Annotated in this window: 24 protein-coding genes and 1 pseudogene; 15 read left to right on the plus strand and 10 right to left on the minus strand. The window is 57.4% G+C overall.

Annotation, left to right across the window (positions count from 1 at the left end; genetic code table 11):
• Positions 1 to 98 precede the first annotated feature (98 nt).
• On the plus strand, positions 99 to 653 hold the full coding sequence (locus tag I6L40_RS09930; protein ID WP_216995369.1) for a hypothetical protein: 555 nt from the start codon (positions 99 to 101) through the stop codon (positions 651 to 653).
• A gap of 159 nt (positions 654 to 812) precedes the next feature.
• Positions 813 to 1,205, plus strand: coding sequence for a DUF2750 domain-containing protein (locus I6L40_RS09935; RefSeq protein ID WP_071911694.1), 393 nt, complete (start codon positions 813 to 815; stop codon positions 1,203 to 1,205).
• 97 nt (positions 1,206 to 1,302) lie between these two features.
• Here the strand turns inward: I6L40_RS09935 and I6L40_RS09940 are convergent.
• The 5 genes and pseudogenes from I6L40_RS09940 to I6L40_RS09960 all read right to left on the minus strand — a co-directional run bounded on the left by I6L40_RS09940 (position 1,303) and on the right by I6L40_RS09960 (position 8,512).
• Positions 1,303 to 3,154, minus strand: a pseudogene (locus I6L40_RS09940) (extracellular solute-binding protein).
• 122 nt (positions 3,155 to 3,276) lie between these two features.
• Positions 3,277 to 4,170 carry an EamA family transporter gene (locus I6L40_RS09945; protein ID WP_216995370.1) on the minus strand — a complete coding sequence of 298 codons (894 nt, stop codon included), beginning with the start codon at positions 4,168 to 4,170 and terminating at the stop codon, positions 3,277 to 3,279.
• 122 nt (positions 4,171 to 4,292) lie between these two features.
• Positions 4,293 to 5,039 carry a DNA-binding transcriptional regulator YciT gene (locus I6L40_RS09950; protein ID WP_011706659.1) on the minus strand — a complete coding sequence of 249 codons (747 nt, stop codon included), beginning with the start codon at positions 5,037 to 5,039 and terminating at the stop codon, positions 4,293 to 4,295.
• 91 nt (positions 5,040 to 5,130) lie between these two features.
• Entirely contained in the window at positions 5,131 to 7,563 is a 2,433-nt protein-coding gene (locus I6L40_RS09955; RefSeq protein WP_216995371.1) for a formate C-acetyltransferase/glycerol dehydratase family glycyl radical enzyme, read from the minus strand.
• A 52-nt stretch (positions 7,564 to 7,615) separates the two neighbouring features.
• Positions 7,616 to 8,512: a glycyl-radical enzyme activating protein gene (locus I6L40_RS09960; RefSeq protein WP_216995372.1), complete on the minus strand. Its 897-nt coding sequence runs from the start codon at positions 8,510 to 8,512 to the stop codon at positions 7,616 to 7,618.
• A 128-nt stretch (positions 8,513 to 8,640) separates the two neighbouring features.
• Between I6L40_RS09960 and fsa the strand changes: the two genes are divergently transcribed.
• Together fsa and I6L40_RS09970 are read left to right on the plus strand one after the other, a co-directional pair.
• On the plus strand, positions 8,641 to 9,291 hold the full coding sequence (gene fsa, locus I6L40_RS09965; RefSeq protein WP_216995373.1) for a fructose-6-phosphate aldolase: 651 nt from the start codon (positions 8,641 to 8,643) through the stop codon (positions 9,289 to 9,291).
• Between the two features lie 98 nt (positions 9,292 to 9,389).
• A complete protein-coding gene (locus tag I6L40_RS09970) occupies positions 9,390 to 9,578 on the plus strand; it encodes a hypothetical protein (protein ID WP_043850551.1) in 189 nt (62 codons plus the stop codon).
• An 11-nt stretch (positions 9,579 to 9,589) separates the two neighbouring features.
• Here the strand turns inward: I6L40_RS09970 and I6L40_RS09975 are convergent, their stop codons facing one another.
• Positions 9,590 to 10,789, minus strand: coding sequence for an HD-GYP domain-containing protein (locus tag I6L40_RS09975; protein ID WP_041209843.1), 1,200 nt, complete (start codon positions 10,787 to 10,789; stop codon positions 9,590 to 9,592).
• A gap of 166 nt (positions 10,790 to 10,955) precedes the next feature.
• Here I6L40_RS09975 and rsuA point away from each other — a divergent pair, with 166 nt between their 5' ends.
• On the plus strand, positions 10,956 to 11,648 hold the full coding sequence (rsuA, locus tag I6L40_RS09980) for a 16S rRNA pseudouridine(516) synthase RsuA (RefSeq protein WP_216995374.1): 693 nt from the start codon (positions 10,956 to 10,958) through the stop codon (positions 11,646 to 11,648).
• Positions 11,649 to 11,661: 13 nt separating this feature from the next.
• Here the strand turns inward: rsuA and I6L40_RS09985 are convergent, their stop codons facing one another.
• Positions 11,662 to 12,561 carry a DMT family transporter gene (locus I6L40_RS09985; RefSeq protein WP_201906910.1) on the minus strand — a complete coding sequence of 300 codons (900 nt, stop codon included), beginning with the start codon at positions 12,559 to 12,561 and terminating at the stop codon, positions 11,662 to 11,664.
• 156 nt (positions 12,562 to 12,717) lie between these two features.
• Between I6L40_RS09985 and I6L40_RS09990 the strand changes: the two genes are divergently transcribed.
• Complete coding sequence (locus I6L40_RS09990; protein ID WP_216995375.1) at positions 12,718 to 14,355, plus strand: peptide ABC transporter substrate-binding protein; 1,638 nt, start codon at positions 12,718 to 12,720, stop codon at positions 14,353 to 14,355.
• 10 nt (positions 14,356 to 14,365) lie between these two features.
• On the plus strand, positions 14,366 to 14,908 hold the full coding sequence (gene yfcE, locus I6L40_RS09995; RefSeq protein ID WP_071911674.1) for a phosphodiesterase: 543 nt from the start codon (positions 14,366 to 14,368) through the stop codon (positions 14,906 to 14,908).
• A gap of 44 nt (positions 14,909 to 14,952) precedes the next feature.
• Here yfcE and I6L40_RS10000 read toward each other — a convergent pair whose 3' ends face one another.
• From I6L40_RS10000 to flgA, 3 genes are all read right to left on the minus strand, one after another.
• Positions 14,953 to 15,369, minus strand: a complete 417-nt coding sequence (locus tag I6L40_RS10000; protein WP_041209848.1) for a flagella synthesis protein FlgN — start codon at positions 15,367 to 15,369, stop codon at positions 14,953 to 14,955.
• A complete protein-coding gene (gene flgM, locus I6L40_RS10005) occupies positions 15,366 to 15,695 on the minus strand; it encodes a flagellar biosynthesis anti-sigma factor FlgM (RefSeq protein ID WP_033113408.1) in 330 nt (109 codons plus the stop codon). Before flgM ends, I6L40_RS10000 begins: the two co-directional genes overlap by 4 nt.
• A gap of 93 nt (positions 15,696 to 15,788) precedes the next feature.
• On the minus strand, positions 15,789 to 16,472 hold the full coding sequence (gene flgA / locus I6L40_RS10010; RefSeq protein WP_083593419.1) for a flagellar basal body P-ring formation chaperone FlgA: 684 nt from the start codon (positions 16,470 to 16,472) through the stop codon (positions 15,789 to 15,791).
• A gap of 144 nt (positions 16,473 to 16,616) precedes the next feature.
• On the opposite strand from flgA, the gene I6L40_RS10015 reads away from it, so the two are divergent.
• The 8 genes from I6L40_RS10015 to flgG all read left to right on the plus strand — a co-directional run bounded on the left by I6L40_RS10015 (position 16,617) and on the right by flgG (position 23,275).
• The gene (locus tag I6L40_RS10015) at positions 16,617 to 17,528 is read left to right on the plus strand and encodes a chemotaxis protein CheV (RefSeq protein WP_033114353.1); all 912 of its coding nucleotides are present in this window, start codon (positions 16,617 to 16,619) and stop codon (positions 17,526 to 17,528) included.
• Between the two features lie 17 nt (positions 17,529 to 17,545).
• Positions 17,546 to 18,370, plus strand: a complete 825-nt coding sequence (locus I6L40_RS10020) for a protein-glutamate O-methyltransferase CheR (RefSeq protein WP_033114354.1) — start codon at positions 17,546 to 17,548, stop codon at positions 18,368 to 18,370.
• Between the two features lie 243 nt (positions 18,371 to 18,613).
• Positions 18,614 to 19,015 carry a flagellar basal body rod protein FlgB gene (gene flgB, locus I6L40_RS10025; RefSeq protein WP_071911672.1) on the plus strand — a complete coding sequence of 134 codons (402 nt, stop codon included), beginning with the start codon at positions 18,614 to 18,616 and terminating at the stop codon, positions 19,013 to 19,015.
• On the plus strand, positions 19,015 to 19,434 hold the full coding sequence (gene flgC, locus I6L40_RS10030) for a flagellar basal body rod protein FlgC (RefSeq protein ID WP_033114356.1): 420 nt from the start codon (positions 19,015 to 19,017) through the stop codon (positions 19,432 to 19,434). The genes flgB and flgC overlap by 1 nt, the downstream gene beginning before the upstream one ends.
• 15 nt (positions 19,435 to 19,449) lie before the next feature.
• Positions 19,450 to 20,202, plus strand: coding sequence for a flagellar hook assembly protein FlgD (locus I6L40_RS10035; protein WP_043850556.1), 753 nt, complete (start codon positions 19,450 to 19,452; stop codon positions 20,200 to 20,202).
• A gap of 10 nt (positions 20,203 to 20,212) precedes the next feature.
• Positions 20,213 to 21,580 (plus strand): flagellar hook protein FlgE, encoded by a 1,368-nt coding sequence (flgE, locus tag I6L40_RS10040; protein WP_071911670.1) that lies wholly within the window; start codon positions 20,213 to 20,215, stop codon positions 21,578 to 21,580.
• 145 nt (positions 21,581 to 21,725) lie between these two features.
• Entirely contained in the window at positions 21,726 to 22,472 is a 747-nt protein-coding gene (gene flgF / locus I6L40_RS10045; protein ID WP_071911669.1) for a flagellar basal-body rod protein FlgF, read from the plus strand.
• A 14-nt stretch (positions 22,473 to 22,486) separates the two neighbouring features.
• Positions 22,487 to 23,275 carry a flagellar basal-body rod protein FlgG gene (gene flgG, locus I6L40_RS10050; protein WP_043850558.1) on the plus strand — a complete coding sequence of 263 codons (789 nt, stop codon included), beginning with the start codon at positions 22,487 to 22,489 and terminating at the stop codon, positions 23,273 to 23,275.
• The last annotated feature ends 11 nt before the right edge of the window (positions 23,276 to 23,286 follow it).

The following is a 23,286-nucleotide window of genomic DNA, read 5'->3' on the forward strand; positions in this document are numbered from 1 at the left end:
CCTACAAGCCCCTCACCATGCTAAACGTGATAGGATAGAGCCCTCCTGTTAACCGGACGGTTCGCTTGCGACTGTTCGCCCAGTTCAAGGTATTGCTCATGGTCAAGATCACTCTGGTATCCCTGCTGCATTCACACTTTGCCGGTTTTCCGGTCTACCCCGTCTCGCTGCTGACCTCCTTGCTTGAGAGCCACGAGGGGGACCTGTGGTTGCCTGCCCGCAAGGGGAGCGATATTGCCCAGCTGCGCAAGCATGCCAAAGGGGCTCAGGCCCGTGAACTGGCAAGTCTCGATGCCGGCTGGTGCGACTTTGCCACCGGTAAGGAGGGGGCGACTGCCGAGCTGGATGCCCTGGCCAACTACGATGCCGAGATGATGGAGAATCTGCAGATGTATTGGCACAGTGCGGCCAAGATCAACAGTCCCATCAGTGACAACCTGTTCGAGCTGCGTCGCGAAGTGGTCGATGAAGCGCACGGTACCAAACTGGCGACAGCCTGGCTGGCGCAGCAGCAACTTCGCTTCGAGCAGTTGATGAGCTTGGCGGCGAGTGGTCGGGATCAGCTCTGCTTTGTCGAGGTCGAGTCAGCCTACTGGCTGCGGCAAAAACTGAGTGAAACAGCGGATGTGGAGCTGATCACCCCGGCGTTTTAATCCGGCCAATGTGGCGAGCCTGGCTTTTTTATCCGGCTCCCTGCTCTATCCTTATGGGCGTTCCGGTTCCCCCGTCTGGCGTCAGGGGGTGGCAGGCTGGACAAGCTGACCACAAGATGTGAACATGGCGCCCTTTATCGATTGAGAGAGACTTGGCCAATGAGCTATGAACTGAGCGACACCGAGCGCAATGCCGCGCTGCAACTGAACGCTGACTACCGTTACGATCACTTCATCAGCAAGCTGGTCGAGCATGAAGAGCTGTTTGTACTGACCGACGAGCATGGCGTCATGATGCTGACTACCGATGATGAAGATTGCATCCCGGTATGGCCGCATCCGGAATACGCCAAGGCGTGGGCCGAAGGGGAGTGGGCCGAGTGCAAGCCGCAGTCTATCACCCTCAAGGTGTGGCTGGAGCGCTGGATAGACGGCATGGAGCAGGACGAACTGTGCGTTGCCGTGTTCCCGACTCCGGACCAGGAAGGCATCGTGCTGGAGCCGGCCGACATCGCCGACGCTATTGCCCAGAAGCAGGCCAAGCGCGGCTAATCGCCCCAGCTTGACGCCAGCAACTCAGGTTCCAAAAAAACCGGTTGCAAAAAAAGACCCCGCCAGTGTGCGGGGTCTTTTGCTATCTTCCGCTGGCTCAGGGCTGCTTGAAGCGGGTATCGACCTGAGTAACGGGAGGGAAGCTTTGCCCGCTCTTGATAGCCTCCAGCGTTTCACTTTTTACCTGTTCGTCGATCCAGAACAGACCGCCATAGCTGTAACCACTGTTGCCGCCATCAAGGGGCCAGTGGAGCAGCTCGCTCTTGGGTGTAGCGGGCACCTTGGGCAGTTTTATCCAGCGCCAGGCCCCATCACGGGTGTAGGGCACCTGATAGGTGGGCACGAAGCTGGCCAGCTCATAGAGCCGCTGCTGGATCTGGCGCGACAGCTCGGCCTTTTTGCCAAAATCGAAAGCCTTGTCGTACTGCTCTACCAGTGTAGTCATCGCCTCGTCATCGATGTTCATGATGTTGTTGGTTTGCGGTTTGTGGGCGTTGATCTTGTGAAAGTGCTCCCAGTAGGCAGGGTAGCGACCAGCACTCCAGGCCATCCAGGCACTCTGGTGCTTTTTCTCCAGCATCGACTTGAAGCCAGCCGAGGCGTCCATCAGGTTTAGCTCCAGATTGAGCCCCGCCTTCTTGGCCTCTTCCCGCAGCAGGGTCAGACGTTGGGCATGCTCTGCCGTGGTGTAGGTGATGGTCAGGGTAAGCGGCTCTCCCTTGCCATTTTGCAAAATACCGTCAGGGCCGGCGGAGGTGAAACCCGCCTTGGCGAAGTAGGATCGCGCCAGTTTCGGATCGAAGGGCCGCGCCTTGAGCTCGGTGTTGGTAAAATCTCCCTGACCCGCGCCGTAGCTGTTGAGGCGCTGATAATCCCCGCGCAGCAGGGTGGCGAGCATCTTGTCGATGTTGAGGGCGTGCTGGATGCCGAGCCGCACATCGAGATTGCTTAGCAGCGGATCGGCGGTATTGAGATAGAGCCCCGTGGGGGATTGCGGGGTCTGGTTGTAGAACCAGAGCCGCTCGATATAGCCTTTCTCGAACTCCGGCGTTTTGCTCTTGTCATGCCACCAGTTGGGCATCACCAGCGGGAAGGTATCGAGCTCGCCGCGCAGGAAGTGCTGCCAGGCGATGTTCTGATCCCTGATCACCTTGATCTCGAGTCGTTCGGGATTGAAGCGGTGCTGGAAGTAGCGCTCGTCATCGCCCCACCAATCCTTGACCCGTTTGAAAATGACCGACTTGCCCTTTTTCACCTCGTCGATCTGGTAGGGGCCGGTGACCGGCAGCACCTTCCAGTTGTACTCCTTGACCCAATTGCTGGTGAGCTTGATGGCATGGCTCGGCTCCGGGCTGATGGGCAGTGACTCCAGCAGATCCTGGCGGCTCTTTGCGGTGCCGCTGGTGATAGAGAGGGTGTGGTCGTCAAAGCGGGTCACATCGACAATCTGGGTACTGTAGTAGTTGTTGTACCAGGGATCGTTTATCTCCTTGCTGCGCATCATCTTGAGGGTAAACACCCAGTCATCGGCGGTAACCGGCTGGCCGTCCGACCAGCGAGCTTTCGGGTTGATACGAAAATAGAGGGTCTTGTTGTCGGCGCCGAAAGCCCATTCATTCGCCAGCATCGGCATGGGGTTGCCGGTGATGGGGTGAGTGGCCAGCAGCGGCAGGTTGCTCTCCCTGACATAGGCGGCAAACGCACCGTTGGAGTCAGGCCCGAACTTGCGCAGGGTGAGGGGGGAAACTGGTGACGAAGTCGCGGAATGTCCCCCCCCGTTTGGCAGCCGGATCCGCGTAAACGGGATCCGTGTTGTTGCTCTCCCACGTCAGATCGGCTGGCAGAGTGGCGCTCCAGCCGTAGTGACTCAAACAGAGGGTCAGGGTGATTGCTCTGGTGCGAAGAAGGCGCGGGATGATCCGGGATCCGGCGGTGAATGTCGATGGCATATCCTTGCTCTCCTGATTGCTGCGTCCTGCAGGTCACCAGATGGTGACTTCAGTCCCGTTGGGGGCTGGCTCATGATGGAAATTTTCCTCGCCCCGGTCAATGGCGGCGGGCAAATAACGGATCAGGCGGCGGTCTGAGGTTTGAACCAGCGTAGCCGACCACCCAGCAGATGCACCACAAAGCCGAGTAGCACCAGAGCAGAGCCCAGCCACTGCAACGCAGTGGGATGCTCGTCCAGCAGCAGGGCTGCCGCCACCATACCGACACAGGGCACCAGCAGGGAGAGGGGCGCTACCTGCGCCACCGGATAGCGCATCAGCAGCCGCCCCCACAGGCCGTAGCCGAGCCAGGTGGCGACAAAGGAGAGATAGAGCACGCACAGGAAACCCTGCCAGCTGATATTGAGCAGGCTGCTGGTCATCAGCTCGGGCCCCTCGAACAGCCAGGAGAGTGCGAAGAAGGGGAGGATGGGCACCACTCCGCCCCAGGCGATAAGGCTCGGCAGGGTTGTCTGATAGCGCAGCCCGATCTGGCGATTGATGACGTTGCCAAGTCCCCAGCAGGCGGCTGCGCAGAGGGTCAGCACAAAGCCGAGCAGAGTGAGATTGCCTTCGCCATGGGTGGCGATGAGATAGAGGCCGGCCCCCGCCAGCGGCAGGGCTACCCAGTGGTGGGGTTGCCAGCGCTCACCCAGCCAGATCATGGCGAACAGCAGGGTGAAGACTACCTGGGATTGCAGTACCAGTGAGGCCATGCCCGCCGGCATGCCGAACTTCATGGCGCAGAACAGAAAGGAGAACTGGCCCAGACTGATGGCGCCGCCATAGGCCAGCAGCCAGCGCCATGGCATGGCGGGTCTGGGGACCAGCAAGATGGCGGGAAAGACCACACCGACGAAGCGCAGCGCCCCCAGCAGCAACGGGGGAATCCCCTCCAACCCCCACTTGATGGCGACGAAGTTGAGCCCCCAGCAGAGAATTACCAGAGCGGCCAGAAACTTGTCCTTGATGTGCATGCGGCGTCCTTCGGTTCGTGGCCCGGGAGAGGCCAAAAAAGACGAGCATACCCCAGCCTCGGTGGGCTCAGTCAAGCCTCGGGACGGGATAGCGGCCTGGCAACGGGGGGGCAAGGTGCGATTCAGGCGGCGACGCAGTGCACTGTGATGCCACGCGCAGCCAGGGTGGCTCGCATGGGGGCGGGCAGGGCGTCGTCGGTGACCAGCACGCCGATTTGCCCCGGTGTTCCGAGCGGACTCGGGTGGATGGCGCCGAACTTGCTGCTGTCGGTGATGACCACATTGGTCACCCCCTTGGCCAGCACGCTGTTGACCACGTCTGCCCGCATCATGTCGCGGCCGGTGAAGCCCATCTCGGGATGAAAGCCGTCCACCCCGATGAAGGCCTTGGAGAAGTGCACCTGCTCGATGCACAGTCGGGTCAGCGGCCCCACCACGCTCTCGCTCTGATGCTGGAACAGGCCACCGAGCAGCACTACCTGAGCCTGGGTGTCGCGCAGCAGGTGGGCGATGTAACTGCTGATGGTGATGATGGTGACCCGCTTGTGCAGGGCCAGATGGCGGGCCAGCAAGGCGTTGGCGCTGCCCCCCTCGATAAAGACCGTCTCGCCATCCTCCACCAGCTGGGCTGCCCGCTCGGCGAGGCGCTCCTTGAGCAGGTAGTTGATGTTCATCCGGGCATCGGGGTCGTCGCTCTCCAGCGCCATGGCCGAGCCGTGCACCCGCTTGAGCAGCCCCTGCTTTTCGAGAGCGGTCAGGTCGTTGCGCACCGTCACCTCCGAGACCCCGGTACGTTGGGATAGCTCGCTCACGCTCATCTTGCGGGCCTGATGGACCAGGGTGAGGATCAGTTGGTGGCGTGGGTTCATGGGACCTCGCTGGTTGACAGTGGATAGCGGCAAGCCACCGCTCGGGTGGCTTGCCGGTCATAACGGGGCACAGCAGCCCCTGATGGGCCCGTCAGAGACTGTGCTCGGTTCGGGCGATGATATCATCTTGCGCATCGGGGGATAAGGCGGTGAAGAAGGCCGAGTAACCCGCCACCCGCACCACCAGATCCCGGTACTGATCGGGATGGGCCTTGGCCGCCAGCAGGGTTTCCCGCGAGACGATGTTGTACTGCACGTGCCACCCCTTGTGTACCTCGAAGAAGGTGCGCAGCAGGCTCATCAGCTTGGCCTTGTCCCGCTCGTTTTCAAGGCTGGCCGGGCTCAGCTTCTGGTTGAGCAGCACGCCGCCGAGGATGGCCGCCGTGGGCAGCTTGCCAAGGGAGTTGAACACCGCCGTGGGGCCGAGACGATCCGAACCCGACGAGGGGCTGGCCCCTTCCGCCAGCGGCGTGCGGGCGTGGCGGCCATCCGGGGTGGCCATGGTGGCCGCACCGAAGGGCACGTTGGCCGAGATGGAGGAGGTGCCCGCATAGTAGGTGCCGCCGATGGGGCCGCGGCCGAAACGGGTGTTGTGCAGCCCCTTGAGCTCGTCGATGTAGCTCTGGTAAGCCTGTACCAGCAGCATGTCTACCTCATCCAGATCGTTGCCATATTTGGGGGCGGCATTGGTGAGGCGCATGCGCAGTTGCTCGCCTTTGACCCCGGCAAAATCCTGCTCGAGTGCTTCGGCCAGTTCACTCTGATCTACCACCCCCTGCTCGAACACCAGTTTCTTCAGCGCTGCCAGACTGTTGCCCAGGTTGGCGATCCCCACCTGCAGGCCTGAGACCCAGTCATAGACGGCGCCCCCCTGCTTGATGGTTTTGCCGCGTTCGATGCAGTCATCCACCAGCGCGCTACAGAGAATGTCGTGGGCCTGAGCCTCCAGCACACTGTCGACCACACAATCGATCTCGATGGATTTGCGGGTGAAGTAGCGCACCTGCTCGTCCCAGCGGGCCATCACCTCGTCGAAGTGGCCGAACGTGCCGTCCCGCAGCGACTGGGACTGAGGCAAAAAGACCTTGCCGGTGGTGGCATCGCGGCCGCCATCGAGCGCCGCAAGCAGGATGCGGGCGAAGTTGATGAAGCTCATGCCGGTGCAGCGATAGCCCCATTTGCCGGGCACTGCGGTTTCGATGCAGCCGATGGCGGCGTAGTGGTGGGCATCCTCCTCGCTCACCCCGAGCTTGATGAACTCGGGGATCACCACCTCGTCGTTGTTGAAGGCGGGCATGCCGAAACCGCAGCGGATCACTTGGATGCAGGCGTCGAGGAAATCCTCGCTCATGCCGGCATGGTAGCGCACCGAGAGGTTGGGCTGGGTCGAGCGCAGTTGACCACAGGACTCCAGAATCGCGTAGGAGAGACCGTTGACCGCGTCATGGGCTTTGCCCCCCTGCCAGTTCTGGCCGCCGATGGTGACGTTCTGATAGAGCGGGCTGCCGGCGGATGCCTTGGAGTGGGTGCCGGAGCGGATCTTGTTCACCTCCAGCAACTTGAGCCAGCACCCTTGCAACAGCTCGATGGCGCGTGTCCGTGGCAGGGACTCCGACAATTCCACCTCGCGGCGATACCAGGGATAGAGGTACTGGTCCATCCGGCCAAACGACACCGAGTGGCCGTTGGACTCGATCTGCAGGATGAGCTGGATGAAGTAGCAGAGCTGCAGCGCCTGCCAGAAGGTTTCGGGGGGCTGGTGGGCGATGTGGGCGCAGTTGAGCGCGATGGTCTCAAGTTCACTGCGGCGCTCGGGGCGCGATTCCTGTGCTGCCATGTCGCGGGCCAGCGCGGCGTAGCGTTCGATGTGCAGGCTGACGGCATCGAAGGTGATGGCGACGGCTTGCAAAAACTGCTCGCGTTGCAGATCGGCCCAGTCAGCCAGATCGAGCCGACCACGCCGCTCGGCTACCTTGGCCTTGAGGCCATCGAGACCGAGGGCAAGCAGCTGCTCGTAATTGACCGCGAGGTGGGCATCCCCCGAGGTCATGTTGCCCTCGGCCTTGATGATGCCGCTCTCAAGCAGTCCCTTCTGTTCATCGGTAAAGAGGCCGTAGCAGCGATCCTGCACCGTCTGACCGCGCCAGAAGGGGGTGAGGGTGTGGATGATCTGCTTGTCTCTCATACTCACCGCAAAACCGGCGCCGGGGCGGTCGGCCAGCTCGTCGATCTCCTTCTCGATCCAGCCCACCGTGTATTCGGGAAAGAGCGGCGCCGCCCGCACCTGATTGGCCTGGTTGCCGACGATGAGCTCGTCGTGCTTGATCCAGATGGTGCGCTCCTTGAGGTGGTGGGCCAGCGCCAGGGCGCGGCGCACCGGCAGTGGCCGGGCCAGATGGGCCTGATAGGCCTCGGTGTAGTGACGGGCACGCTCGGTGCAGACCGGCGGTTGGACGATGTGGATCAGGCTCTCCTTGTGGGCACGGATCCGCGGGGGCAGGGTAGTGAGGTCGAGCTGGGTCATGGTCTTATCCTCTGGTCATTGGGCAGTGAGTGGCTGATGTCATGGGGTGTTGCTAGCCCCGGGTGAGCGGGGTAAGCCCCTGCGCACGGGCACACTCATGGGCAAAGGCGAGCAGTGCCGGGTCATCGAGCGGTTGCGGGGGTGCCTGATAGGGTTGGTCGAGCAGGGCGTACTTGCCTGCGCCCAGGGTGTGGTAGGGGAGAAAGTGGATCTCCTGCACAGAGCCAAGGCTGGCGGCAGCTCGGGTGATGGCCTCTATGGAGGCGTAGTCGGCATTGAAGCCAGGGATGAGCGGCACCCTGATCTGCATGGCCACGCCGCGCTCGGCCAGACGCTTGAGGTTGGCCAAGGGCAGGGCGACCTTGCCGCGGGTCCAGTCGAAGAAGCGCTCCTCATCCACATGCTTGAGATCCGCCAGCAGCAGGTCGAGGTGGGGAAGGCTTGGCTCAATCTGGTGCCAGGGCACGTGCAGGCAACTTTCCACCGCGGTATGCAGTCCCTCGGCCTTGCAGCGGGCCAGCAGGTCGGCAGCAAATTCGGGCTGCATGAAGGGCTCGCCGCCAGAGAGGGTCACTCCGCCGCCGCTGCGCTCGAAGAAGGGGCGGTCCCGCAAGATGGTGGCCATCAGGGTGTCCAGGCTCTCCTCCTGACCGCACACCTGCAGCGCTTCGCTGGGGCAGAGGCCGCGCAGCCGTTCCACATCCTGATTGCCGAGGGCTGAGCGGGCGAGCTGGACACCCTGGCTGTCACGCAAGATTGCCGGACAGGCATCGCTGCAGAGCCGGCATCCCTCGATGCATTGGCGCCGGTCGAGTAGTATGTCCGGCTTGGGAGAGCGGCTTTCCGGGTTTTGACACCAGCGACAGGCCAGCGAGCACCCCTTGAGAAATACCAGGGTGCGAATGCCGGGGCCATCGTGAGTTGAATAGCGTTGCAGGTCGAAAATCATACCGCCTCCTTTTGTATTTGCATTCTATTTGCTTTCGTTCGAAAGTTGATTTGATTTTGATCAACTAAGTTGCGGATGTTATCTGGCTAAAATGGCAACAGATTGAACATCCCTTTAAGGAGTCAGAGATGGAGCTTTATCTCGATACTGCCGATGTGGCTGCGGTGCGCCGCTGGTCACGGATCCTGCCGCTGGCTGGCGTCACCACCAATCCGTCCATTACCGCGGCAGGCGGCATGCCGTTGACCGAGTTGCTGCCAGCCTTGCGGGAGGTGCTTGGGCCCAAGGCACGGCTGTTTGCCCAGGTGATGGCCAAAACCGAGACCGAGATGGTGCGTGAGGCGTTTGCCCTGCGTGAACTGGACCGCGACCTGGTGATCAAGATCCCGGTATGTGAAGAGGGATTGGCGGCCATCAAGACCCTGACCGCCAACGGGGTGCCGACGCTGGGGACGGCGGTCTATACCCCGCTGCAGGGTTGGCTGGCGGCGGTGGCGGGGGCTGAGTACGTGGCGCCCTACGTCAACCGGCTGGATGCGCAGGGGGGCGATGGCATTGCCACCGTGCAGGAGCTGCAGCAACTGCTGACGCTGCATGTTCCGGGCAGCAAGGTGCTGGCGGCGTCGTTCCGTACGCCCCGCCAGGCGCTCGACTGCCTGCTGGCGGGCTGCCAGTCCATCACTCTGCCGCTCGACGTGGCCGAGCAGCTGCTGAGAGTACCGGCGGTGGACGCGGCGCTGGCGAAATTCGATCAGGATTGGCAGCAGGCATTTGCCTGAACCTGATTGAAGGCAAGATGACGGGGTGGCAGAGGGCTAAGCTATAAGGGTGCGCCCGACGTGACGGGCTGGTGTCGATGGCTGATCGGAGGTGCCCCATGAGCGACCACTCCCTGCTGCCCCATGGTGAAGATCTGCGCCGCGCCGTGCGCTGGCTCAGCGAGCACCATCAACACGATATTCGAGCCATCGAAGAGGCGTGTATCCGTTTTGATTTGTCGCCACTGGATGAGGAGTTTCTCATCCAGCATTGCGCCGAGCGGCGGCGAGAAGGCGAGTCGGGCTAGATGGAGCGGATTTAGACGAAGTTGGCCAGATTGATGCCAAACTCCTTGGGATCAACCGTGTTCTCGATGGTTTCCTGAACCCCGTTTTTGGCGAGATCCAGCCACTGCACATCAAGGTAGTGGCGCTGGGTCGCGTGATAGATCACCTTGACCACCGGCTTGAGCGGTTCCTGCTGATTGCGCTGCATGACAATGGCCAGCCGCTGGTTTGACAGCTGCACCAGCGTACCCACCGGATAGACCCCCATGCATTTGATGAACTTGGTGACCAGCTCGGCATCGAAGTGACTGTGCAGCCCCTTGAGCAGGATGCGAAACGCCTGGGTCGGTTGCATCCCCGCCTTGTAGACCCGATCTGCAGTGATTGCATCATAGACATCAACAATGCCGCTCATTCGGGTATAGAGCGAGAGCTGATCGCCTTTGAGCCGCTGTGGATAACCGGTGCCATCCAGCCGCTCGTGGTGATTGGCGGCTACTTCCAGCATGGTGGGGGTGATGCCGGGAGTGTTGCTCAATATCTCGTAGCTGTGCACTACATGCTGGCGCATGATGGCGAACTCCTCATCGGTCAGCTTGCCCGGTTTGTTGAGTACCTCGTCGGGTGTCATGATCTTGCCCACATCGTGCAGCAGTCCCCCCAGCGTCAGCTCCTTGAGCACGCTGCGCTCCAGCCCCAGATAGCGGCCAAAGTTGGCCAGCAGGATGGCGACGTTCATGGAGTGCTCCATCAGGTAGGCATCCTTGGCGCGGATGCGGGCCAGGCAGAGCATGGCGTCACCGTGGGTAAACATGGTGTCTACCATCTCTTCGGCGACTTCGGCCAGCGGCGTGATATCGATGGGTTCGCCCGCCTTGAGGTGGCTGATAAACTTGCCTTGCAGCTCGCGCGCTTCCTGATAGAGGCGGCGGATCTTGAGCTCCTTGCCCTCACCGTTGGCACTGACCCGGCGTCTGGCCTGATCGCTGCCGTTGCCAAGTTCGGGCGACGCGACCGCTTCGCTCTCGGCATGACCCAGCTTGCTGCGGGAGAGATCGATCCGCACCGTGAGAACACCCTGACGAACCAGATTGGCAATTTGTCCCTGAGTGGTGACCAACCCCATCTGGGCAATTTCCATTCCGCCGGTCTGACTGGCAATGGCGATGACATACATGCCGGGTTTCAGCTGATTGACGGGGATGACAGGATAGGATGCTTGAGACTTCATGGCGGCTTCCCGAGATTTATTATTATGAGTATCGCCCGTGATGGGTCATAGCGCAGTGTAACATTGGATGGCCACTTCGTCACAATTGGCCGCCCGTTAACAGTGGCGTTGTTGCCCCCGCCAGATATAATGTCGCCCCTTTACTTTTTGGACTCCGAGGTTGTGAATGCGGCTTGATAAATTTCTGTGCGACTGTTCCGATTTGACCCGTTCGCTCGCTGGCAAACTGATCCGTCAGGGTGAGGTCATGGTGGATGGCATCGTGGTCAAGCAGCCGGCGTTTCACATCAATGAAGAGAGCCAGATCGAGTTCGATGGCGTCGTCCTGACGCTGGATCGTCGCAATCGCTACTTCATGCTGCACAAACCCGAGGGATATGTCTGCTCCAACGAGGATCCCGATCATCCGACCGTCTTCTTCCTGATGGATGAGCCCTCCATGGGCAAGCTGCACGTGGTGGGGCGCCTTGACCTCGACACCACCGGACTGGTGCTGGTGACCGATGATGGCCAGTGGTCCCATCGCATCACTTCTCCCCGCCACGAGTGTGCCAAGACCTATCACGTCTGGCTGGCCGATCCGGTGAGCCCGGATGCCATCGCCCTCTTTGCCGAAGGTGTGCTGCTGCGCAGTGAAACCGAGAAGACTCGTCCCGCCCAGCTGGAGTTGCTGGGTGAGTGCGAGGCGCGTCTCACCATTCATGAGGGCAAGTACCATCAGGTTAAGCGGATGTTTGCCGCCATCGGCAACAAGGTGGTGGGTCTGCACCGCGAGCGGGTCGGTGGCTTGGCGCTGGATGAAGAGCTGGCACCCGGCGAGTACCGTGAACTCACCGCAGACGAGATTGCTCTCTTCTAAATCCTCCCGGGTGTCAGTGGCCGCTGGCACCCAGTACCAGCACTGTGCCCAGCGTGGCGAGCAGGGTTCCGCACCATGCCGCCGCCGAAGGCCGTTCCCCCGAGTGCCACCACAAGAGCGGCAGCAGGATCACCGGCGTGGTGGAGGAGAGGATCGCCACCATTCCCACGTCGCCGTGTCGCAATGCGAGCAGGATCAGCGTCATCCCTAGCGCCATGGCCAGAAAACCGTTGATGGCGATCATGCCGAAGATTTGACGGTTGATGGGACGAAATGCTCGGGTCAGCGGCAATCCTGTCAGCCGCAATGCGCAATGGGCCAGCAGGGCGCTGACCATCCTGACTCCCGATGCACTCACCGCATCGACGTTGCCGCTCATCATGACCGGCTTGGCGATAATGGCACCCAGACTCTGACAGAGGGCGGCGGTGAGGCCAAGCGCCACACCGATGGTCAAACTTCCCCGTATCCGCTCCCATTCGCTACCACTGCTGCGCCGGCCAAACAGGATGGCCAGCATGACGCCGGCAAAGACCAGCAGGGCACCAGTCAGCCGTGAGCCGGTCAACTGCTCGTTGAAGATCCAGAGCCCGAGCAGGGCAGAGAAGAGGGCATGGCAGGAGAAGAGCAAACCGCTGCGCCGCGGGCCGAGCCGGTTCATGCAGGCGTAGAGGGCGGTATCGCCGATAAAGATACCGATCAGTCCGGACAGGGCGAGCAAGGGAAGGGTGCTGCCGGAGAGGGTGTGCCAGCCGCCAGTCAGCAGACTGATGCTGCCAAGCATCAGGCTGACCAGAAACATCCGCCAGCGGCTATAGGCAAACGGGCCCAGATGGCGGGCCGGTTTGACCGAAATCAGGGCGGCAACTGCCCATAAACTGGCCGATGCGAGAGCCAGCCACTCATAACCCATAAAAACTCCCGAAAAAATTAACCCTAAAGACTCCATCTCCGGGGCAAGCCCGATACAATACGGGGCGTTTTCGGGGATAACAAGGGCGGCATCAGGCTTTCATCAGGCGCGCCGTCGGCCTTCCCCTCCTGCAGTGGTTTTATTCGAGGTTTTGTAATGAGGTATGGTCTCTTCCCCCGGCTGGCGCAACGCTGGCTTTCCCCGCTTTTACTCGGTGTGCTGGCGTTGCCGCCGGCATACGCCACTACGGTGGAGATGGCGCCCCGCTTGTCGGATCGGCAGGTGCTGGTCAAGGGGAATGGCGGTGAACCCGACTCTCTGGATCCGGCGCTGATGCGCAGCGGTTTTCCCGGGGAGGAGGTGTTGGTGGATCTCTTTGAAGGTCTGGTCAGCGAGGATGGCCAGGGGCGCATTGTTCCTGCCCAGGCTGCGCGTTGGGAAGTGAGCGAAGATGGCCTCGAGTGGCGGTTTTTCCTGCGTCCCCAGTTGAAGTGGTCCAATGGTGATCCGCTGGTTGCCGATGACTTTGTCTACGCCTGGCGCCGGCTGCTTGATCCTGCCCTCGGCTCCCCCTCGGCGACCTTGCTGCTGACTGCCGGGATCAACAATGCCCAGTCCATCTATGCCGGTGCGCTGGAGCCCGCCAATCTCGGGGTCGAGGCGCAGAGCGCCCAGATCCTGAAAGTTACTCTGGAGCGACCGGTTCCCTATTTCCTGCAGCTCATCAGCCAGCTGCCATTCGTGCCGGTCAATCAGCAGGCGATCGCCCGTTTTGGCAAGCAGTGGACCGAGCCCGGCAAGCTGGTGAGCAATGGCGCTTACCGCTTGGCAAACCGGGTGACCAACGAGCGGCTTGAAGCGGAGCGCAACAGCAATTACTGGAATGATCGCCATACCCGCATTCAGCGAGTCACCTATCTGCCCATTGCCTCACAACATGCCGAGCGCTTGCGTTATGAAGCGGGCGAGATACAGCTGACCAACCGGGTATCGCCCGACTATTACCAGAAGATGAAGCAGAGCGATCCGCTGCGAGTCTGGGGATCGCCGTTGTTGGGCACCTATCTCTACACCTTCAATATGCGCCGCCCCGAGCTGCAGGATGTGCGGGTGCGCCAGGCGCTCTCCATTGCCATCGACCGCTATCAGTTGGCCAAGTCGGTGATCGGCCAGGAGGAGTTGGCGGCTTGGTCTCTGGTGCCTGATATGCCGGGTTACTCCCACCTCTCTCTCCCTGTTGCACTGGAGGACCAGATGACCCGTCAGGCCAGGGCCGTTGCATTGCTGACCGCAGCCGGTTACAGCAGTGCTCATCCACTCAGGCTGAGCATTACCTACAACACGGCAGACACCCACAAGAAGATAGCCACCTTGATTGCCGGTATGTGGCGTCAGTTGGGGGTTGAGGTCACGCTCAACAATCTGGAGTGGAACAACTATCAGGTCGCCAAGGATAGCGGTGATTTTCTGGTGGCAAGAAGCTTTCTGTTCGGTGATTACGTCGAGCCTTCCGCCATGCTGAGCAGTTTCCGCTGCCAGGATCTGCGCAACGAAAGCGGTTACTGCAATCCCGATTTTGATCTGTTGCTGGAACAGGCTGCCAGCACTCTGGATGAGAAGAGCAGGGTTGCACTCTATCAGCATGCCGAACAGCTGCTGATGGAAGAGGCGCCCATCATCCCCGTGTATCATTACAACCAGATGCGACTGGTTGATCCCACTTTGCACGGGCTGCCCAGCCAGAATCTGAAAGGGACGATTGCCACCAAGGATCTCTATTTCGGCCCGCTGTAAGGAGCACCTAATGAAACTTGCCATTATTTCCGACATTCACGGCAGCATCACGGCACTGGATCAGGTGCTGTCACGGCTGGACACCTGGCAGCCCGACCACTACCTGTTGCTCGGCGATCTGCTCAACCATGGCCCGCGCAATCCCGTGCCTGAAGGATACAACCCGGCTGCAGTTGCCGAGCGGCTCAACGAGCTGGCCCCCTATATCATGGCGGTGCGGGGAAATTGCGATTCCGAAGTGGATCAGATGCTGCTCGCGTTTCCCATCACAGCCCCTTACAACCAGCTGCTGGTTGATGGGCGCCGCTGGTTTATGAGCCACGGTCATCTCTACCGCCCCGATGAGGTGCAACTGCCTGCGGACAGTGTATTTTTGAGCGGCCATAGTCATGTTCCGGTACTGGAGCGGCAGGGAGACCAGATTTTGATGAATCCGGGCTCCATCTGTTTTCCACGCGGTGAACTGCCGGCCAGTTATGGCTGCTATGAGGCGGGCGTCCTGAGCGTCAAGAGTTGTGTCGACGGGCGAGAATTACTGCGACTGGCGCTGTAGGTCTTATTGATTGCAGAAAGTGACAAGGCCCGACTTGTCGAGAGTCAGGCCTTGATACCGAAGGAGCGGGTGCCTGAGCGGGTATTGCCCTTGGCATCGTAGGTGAGGCTGTTGCGATCGCGCAGCTGGCTCAGAAAGCTCGCCAGACGGCGATTGGAGACAATACTGAGCTCCAGCAGTCGACCGTTGAGGTCATTTTGTTCCTGACAGGCATCCAGTTTTTCCCGGATCCGGGTCATCTCGTCAGGATAAGCTGCCAGTTGCTGAGCCAACTCAGGCAATTGGGCCAGCTGTTTATCCAGACTCTCTATTTCAGCAAGCAGCAGCTGTTTTCGCTCGGTGAGTTCGGGCAGGGCCAGTGCCTGATGCTTTTCGAGCAAGGAGAACTCCTCTTCCAGAATGCTTTGCATCTGGCTGAGGTGTTCATCTTGGGTGTGCAGTAACGAAGGCAGATCCATCATCCGAGAACTTTGTCCAGATTGGTCTCAAAGCTGAACATCTTCTTGGCCACAGCTTCGCTGTTTACCTGATATTCGCCACTGGCAACGGCTTTCTTGAGCCGCTCGACCTTGCTTTCGTTGCCGGTAGAGGCCGTATTGAGATTCTGCTGCATCTTTTGCAATTGTTGGGCCTCACTGGTCAAGGAGACGGAGTCCAGCTTGACTGCAGCCGCTTTATTTTCGGGCTCTGGCGAAGAAGAGGTGACTGACTTGCTGCCTGTCCCCTGGCTGCTAACGGTGTTTTGCAACCGATTATTCGCCAAGTTGTTGATATTGTTGATGGCCATTTGAGTTACCTTCGTCTGCTTTAAGGTTTGCTTACCTGTTTATCGGTGCGGCAGGTCAAAACTTTAGAAAAAAGTTGGTGATAAACCCGACATTTAAAAAGCGACCGTTACGGCACCGACTGCACTGACTTTTCCTTCGACAGTTTTTCCTGAGCGAATATTAACAAGCTTGATGATCTCTCCGAAGCTGCCATCTTGCAAGGCTCGGGCCATGGTTTTGATCTGGAAGCTGCTATTTTCGGCTGTCAGAGTGACCTGATCACCTTTGCATACAACACACACCTGACTCAAACGGATTGGTTGCCCCGGTTTGATTTCTCGTTTGCTGCGTACGCCGACCAGCATGCTCATATCGGTCAGGTAGTCGCCGCGGATCAGCGTCTGATCCTGATAACCCAGTTGCAGCTGGCTTTCACTCAATAGGTCGCCTTTGGCAATCGGAGCGTTGACCGTTACATAGGGCTTCTGGATGCTCACTCGTATCGGAAGATAGACATCCCAGGGTTTGTCTTCCTCACATTTCAGGTAAACTGTTGTATTACGGCGAATTTCCATTTTCCCAGGTAAACTGATTGTCAATAGATCGTCGCAGCGGGTCAATGGAAGTCGGTCATCAAGGGTTGCCGCCGTTACTTCAGCCCTGGCATCTAATGGCACCTCGAGCTGGTTAAACACGAACTCTTGTGCTTTTTCTTGCAAATAGGTGGTGACGTCCGAGGCGTGGCTGGAAGAGATGCTGCCAAAAAAGAGGCTGATGAGTAAAAGTCGGTTAATCATTTTTGCTCGTTGGTCGATAAGTTGTTCACGCATATCACCATATTTAACTATGATTGCTTCAGAATCTGTTCGTTGTCACATCGATAGTCTGACGCAATCCATCACGCATGCATGATTAATGCCAAGCGTTTTTAGGGAGTGTTTATGGCCAGTATCCTGGACTCGGTCAACCAACGTACCCAGCTAGTGGGGCAAAACCGGCTGGAATTGTTGTTGTTTCGTCTCAATGGACGTCAAAGATTTGGCATCAACGTATTCAAAGTGCGTGAAGTGTTGCAGTGTCCTCCCTTGACCGTGATGCCCAAGCTGAACTCCTGCATTCGCGGGGTAGCGCATATTCGGGGTCAGACTATTTCGGTTATTGACCTGAGCATGGCGATGGGCAAACGTCCCATTGAAGACCTGAGCAAGTGCTTCATTATTATCTCCGAGTACAACCGCTCCATTCAGGGATTTTTGGTCCACTCGGTCGAGCGCATCATCAATATGAACTGGGAATCAATTCTACCGCCGCCGAAGGGCGCAGGCCGTATCAACTACATGACGGCTGTTACCGAAGTGGACGGTGAGTTGGTTGAAATTCTCGACGTTGAACGCATTCTCAACGAGATCTCTCCGGTCTCCACCGAGGTTAGCCAAGAGCTGGTTGAAGCAAGTGTTGAACACCCCACTCTCGGACGCCCTGTGCTGGTAGCTGATGACTCATCGGTTGCTCGTAAACAGGTTCAGCGTGCACTTGAGGCGATCGGAGTTGAGTGTGTATTGGCAAAAGATGGCCGTGAAGCATTGAACATGCTGCTCGAAATGACCAAAAATGGACCGATCAAAGAGCAGATTGCTCTCGTGATTTCGGATATCGAGATGCCGGAGATGGATGGTTACACCTTCACTGCCGAGATCCGCAATAATCCCAACCTCAAAGATTTGCATGTTATTCTGCACACATCCCTCAGTGGAGTATTCAACCAGGCAATGGTGCAGAAAGTGGGGGCCAACAATTTTATCGCCAAGTTCCAACCGGATGAATTGGCCAAGGCCGTACAAAACGCACTCTAATAAAGAAGAACAGCTGCATGAAGACACTTTCGGACGACTTATACAAACAGTTCAGCAACTTTCTGGCAGTACAGAGCGGAATCGTGCTGGGTGATAACAAACAGTATCTGGTGAAGAGCCGTCTTTCACCTTTGATGGCTCAGTTTGGCATCGAGAGTCTGTCTGACTTGGTTACCCGTGCAATGAGTGTGCGAGAGCGTGACCTGAAAATGGCAGTGGTAGATGCCATGACGACCAACGAGACTCTCTGGTTTCGTGACACCTATCCGTTCCAGTTGTTGACCGACAAGATTTTCCCAGAATTGGGTAAAAGTGGCCGCCCCGTCAAGATTTGGTCTGCGGCGTCATCTTCCGGACAGGAGCCATACTCCATTGCCATGACGGCGCTGGAACAGCAGATGAAAAAACCTGGCACCCTGCCTGGCGGTGTACAGATCGTGGGGACGGATATTTCGACCACCATGCTCAACCAGTGCAAAGAGGGTGTCTACGACAGCCTTGCTTTGGCACGGGGCTTGTCACCTGAGCGCAAGAAGATGTTCTTTGAACCCTACGGTGACAATAAAATGCGGGTGGTGGAACGAGTCAGAAAATTGACCACGTTCCGTCCCTTGAATTTACTGGAAAGCTATAGCTTGCTGGGTAAATTTGACATTATTTTCTGTCGTAACGTGCTGATTTATTTTGCTCCGGAAGTTAAGTCAAAGATCCTCAACCAGTTTGCTGCAAGCCTCAATCCGGGAGGATATCTGATGCTGGGGGCATCAGAGTCACTGGCCGGTTTGACTGATCGATTCGAGATGATCCGTTGCAATCCGGGGATTGTTTACAAGGTGAAATAGGCCTTCAATCCGCACTCCAGCTGGATTGACAGAATAGCGGCAATATCACGTCAGAGGGAGGCACAATGCCTCCTTCTTTATTTAGGCTGAGAAACCCTCAGTGCGTGGATTCTCTATCGTCAGCCTGTTTATTGGCGCGTTCCGTGTTTCCGAGTATTGCAACCTCTTCCTTGCGTACCTCTCATTACCAGTCTTTTGTGGCATAGCTCTTGCTTGGAAACAGTATCAAGCAGGAGGTGAGCTATGGCTCTTTCATTCGACAAGGCATTTGGTGTTCATCAATACACGCTGGGGGTTCGTGCCAAGCGTGCAGAAGTGCTCTCCAGCAACATTGCCAATGCCGATACCCCTGGCTACAAGGCCAAGGATATCGACTTTGCACAGGCATTGCAGGATGCACAGCACCAACAACAGGGGTTTGGTCTGGCGACCACCAGCGAAAAACACTTTGCCTTGAATATGGATGCGCCCGGTTCGGTTCAATATCGCAACCCGTTGCAGCCTGATACCGGTGACGGCAATACGGTGGATGTGCAGCAGGAGCGCACAGAGTTTCTGCGTAACAGCCTTGAGTATCAGACCTCCCTTGAATTCATGAATAGCAAGATCAGCGGCCTGCTCAAGGCGCTGAAAGGAGAACAGTGATGAGTTTGTTCAAGGTTTTTGACATAGCCGGCTCGGCCATGAGCGCGCAGACCGTGCGGCTCAACACTGTTGCCAGCAACATGGCCAACGCAGATAGCGTCAGCTCCAGTGTGGAAAAAACTTACCATGCCCGGCGGCCAATTTTTGCCGCTCAGCTCGATCAGGCTATGTCGGATAATCAGGGCTCGGTTGGGGTTGAGGTGAAAGGGATTGTCGAGAGCAAGGCGCCATTGCTCAAGGAGTACAATCCCAATCATCCCATGGCGGACAAGGATGGCTTCATTTTCAAGCCGAACGTCAACATGGTTGAAGAGATGGCAGACATGATCAACGCCTCGCGCAGCTATCAAACGAACGTTCAGGTTGCAGACTCGGCCAAGAAAATGCTTCAGCAGACGCTGAATCTTGGCAAGTCCTGATAAGGGGAAGGCAACATGGCCAATACAAATGGTGTGAGTGGCGTTAACTATGCGTCCACTCAGGCAAATGGTACGACAACAGCGCCAAAGAAGGAGCTGGATCAGGCTTCATTTCTGAAATTGCTGACGATGCAGCTCTCGTATCAGGATCCTTTCAAGCCTGTTGATAATGCCCAGATGCTTTCTCAGATGGCGTCCATGTCCACCTCGGAGGGGATTAGCAGCTTATCCACTCAGATGGGCAAGCTTAATGAACAGATGATCTCCAGCCAAGCTCTGCAAGCCTCTTCCCTAGTTGGACAGAATGTGTTGCTGCAAAGCAGTACCGGATTTTTGGATAAGGAAGGTTCTTTAACTGGTGTCGTTGCGGTTGGTACGACGAACAAGTATGCCAGTGTCAAAATTACCGTCGAAGACGAGAAGGGGCAGGTTATCAAAGAGTTTCCCCTTGAAGGTGATCAGATGGGTAACGTCGAGATTGCATGGGATGGAACAGATAAAAATGGTAAGCGGGTTGCATCAGGAAAATATGTACTTAAAGCCAGTGGCAACCTTGATGGCAAGTCGGAAAGTATTACCACTTTTGCTTATGGCAAGGTGGAGAGTGTTGCCTTGGGAACCGCTACAAGCCCGACCCGTCTCAATTTGAAGGGACTGGGTGGAGAGTATTTAAACAACATCCTGCAGGTGTCAGGAATTAATTCAAATCAGACGACCACGTCCTCCAAGACAACGTCATCCAAGACCACGTCGACATCATCGATCTAAGGAGCTGGATATGTCATTTAACAATGCTTTAAGCGGTGTCAACGCGGCACAAAAAGACTTGAACGTCACCGCTAACAACATTGCCAACGTCAATACCATGGGCTTTAAAGAGTCTCGAGCCGAGTTTGCGGACGTTTACGCCAACTCCATTTTTGTCAATGGCAAGACTCAGGTCGGTAATGGTGTTGCTACCGGTGCCGTTGCTCAGCAGTTCCACCAAGGGGCGCTGCAATTTACCAATAATGGGCTAGATCTGGCGATCCAAGGAAACGGTTTCTTTGTTACTTCCGATGGTCTGACCAATCTGGATCGCACCTATACCCGCGCAGGTGCTTTCAAGCTCAATGAAAATAGCTATATGGTCAACAACCAAGGTTCATATCTGCAAGGTTATGAGATAAATGCGGATGGTACCCCGAAGGCAGTCAGTATCAATGCAACCAAGCCGATCCAGATTCCGGATCGTGCAGGTGAGCCGGTGAAAACCAGCAAAATTGAGGCCAGTTTCAACCTGCCATCTACAGCAGATCCTTTACCATCCGGCTTCGGTGCTGGCCCAGCATCAACATTTGACCCGAAGGATTCAAAGACCTATTCATCATCGACTTCTGTAGTGATTTATGACTCGTTGGGGGAGCCTCATACAATAACCCAGTATTTTGTTAAAGAGGCTGATCCTGCAAACCCGGGCAAGCCGACCACCCCTACTTCTTGGCGGATGTATCTGTATCAAGGAGATAAACCGATCGATATCGTTGGTGGTGCTGCCCCGACTATGGCTGCGGGCTTGAACCAGGCCCCGCAGGGCGCACAGATTACGTTTGGTGCTGATGGTAAAATGATCACACCGACAGTTCCGGCAACCATCAAGACAGAGCAGTTGGGTGTTGCGCCCCCTGCTGGCGCCGGTATTATCACTAACGGTGCAGATCCTACCCAGCAGGTTGATATTTCGTTTGGTACAGTGACCCAGTATGCGTCACCGTTTGAAGTCAACAAGTTGTCACAGGATGGTTCGACCGTCGGTCGTTTGACCAAGGTTGAGATCACTCCAGATGGGATTGTCTCTGCCACCTATAGCAACGCCACCACTATCAAGGTTGCCATGGTCGCGATGGCCAAGTTTGCCAACTCGCAAGGGTTGACTCAGGTGGGCGATACTTCCTGGCGGCAGTCGCTGCTCTCTGGCGATGCCTTGCCGGGTACCCCCAACTCGGGCACATTCGGTACCATCAAGTCTTCGGCACTGGAACAATCCAACGTGGATTTGACCTCAGAGCTGGTGGATTTGATCACAGCCCAGCGTAACTTCCAAGCCAACTCCCGCTCTCTGGAAGTCAACAGCTCGCTGCAACAGACCATCCTGCAGATCCGTTAATTGGTCTACTGACCATTTAAGAGGGGGACTGATGTCCCCCTCTGTATTTCTGACTCTAGGCTCCCCACAATATCCCTCAAATTTCTCCTGTTGGCACTCAAATTGCTACTTCCTCATCAGAGTCATCTGTTTGACGGAGAATCCCATGGATCACCTGCTTTACATCGCCATGTCCGGGGCCAAAGAGAACATGAATAGCCTGGCTATTCGCAGCAATAACCTCGCCAATGCCAATACCACCGGCTTCAAGTCCGACTTCGAGCAGGCCCGCAGCATGCAGGCCTTTGGGGAAGGCTTGCCTAGCCGGGTATTTGCCATGACGGAGCGTCCCGGTCAGAACTTGCAGCATGGCATGTTGATGACAACGGGTCGGGATCTTGACGTGGCTGTTGATGGCCCGGGCTGGATTGCAGTGCAGGACCCCAAAGGGGGTGAGGCCTATACCCGCATGGGGAATTTGCAGGTGAATGCGACTGGCAATCTGCAGACCTCAACCGGTCTGAACGTGGTGGATGATGGTGGCCAACCCATCGTGTTGCCGATGCCGATGGAGAAGCTTGAGATCAACCGTGATGGCACCATCAGTGGTCGTCCCGAAGGTGCTGCGGCTAACCTGTCAGAGGATTTTCAGCGGATCAAACTGGTTAACCCGGCTGCCAATGCGGTAGAGAAGGGGAGTGATGGCCTGTTTCGCCGCAAGGATGGTCAGAATGAGCCAGCTTCTGCCGCTGTCGGTCTGATTGCCGGATCTCTTGAAGGAAGCAACGTCAATGTGGTGGATGAGATGACCAACCTTATTCAACTGCAGCGCCAGTTCGAAACCCAGATCAAATTAATGAAAACGGCCGAAGAGAATGACGAGGCCCAAACCCAGCTGCTGCGTATCAGCTAATCAAGGAGTTACCTATGAATCCTGCACTCTGGATCAGCAAGACCGGGTTGGATGCTCAGCAGACCAATATTTCGGTTACCTCGAACAACCTGGCGAACGCCAGCACCGTGGGCTTTAAAAAGTCGCGGGCCATCTTTGAAGATCTGCTTTATCAGAACATCAACCAGCCCGGTGGCCGCTCCTCGGCTGATACCGAACGCCCCTCAGGCTTGATGCTGGGGGCCGGTGCCAAAGTGGTGGCGACTCAGAAAGATCACAGCCAGGGTAACGTGCAAACCACAGATAACTCTCTGGATCTGATGATCAGTGGTCGCGGTTACTTTGAAGTTCAGTTGCCGGATGGCAGCTCTGCTTACACTCGCAATGGTCAATTCACCCTCAATAGTGAAGGGACTATCGTGACCCCTGGCAACGGTTACACCCTGCAACCGGAGATTCAGATCCCGGAAAATGCCCAGAGCGTGACTGTCGGCGAAGATGGTCAGGTTTCTGTCCAACTTAAAGGGGATGGTGCTTCTCAGGTTGTCGGTCAGATCACGCTCTCCGATTTCGTCAACGCTAGCGGTCTGCAGCCGATGGGGGAGAACATGTTTGTGGAAACCCAGTCCAGTGGCGCGGCCATTCAGGGGACTGCGGGTGCCGACGGTATGGGCGTGGTGAAACAGGGGATGTTGGAGACCTCCAACGTCAATGTGACCGAGGAGCTTGTGAACCTGATCCAGGCTCAGCGGGTCTACGAGATGAACTCCAAGGTTATCTCGGCGGTGGACGGTATGATGTCATTCCTTATCCAGCGTACCTAAGTATTAGGAGG

This window comes from Aeromonas sp. FDAARGOS 1410 (genome assembly GCF_019048745.1).
Lineage (GTDB): Bacteria > Pseudomonadota > Gammaproteobacteria > Enterobacterales > Aeromonadaceae > Aeromonas > Aeromonas jandaei.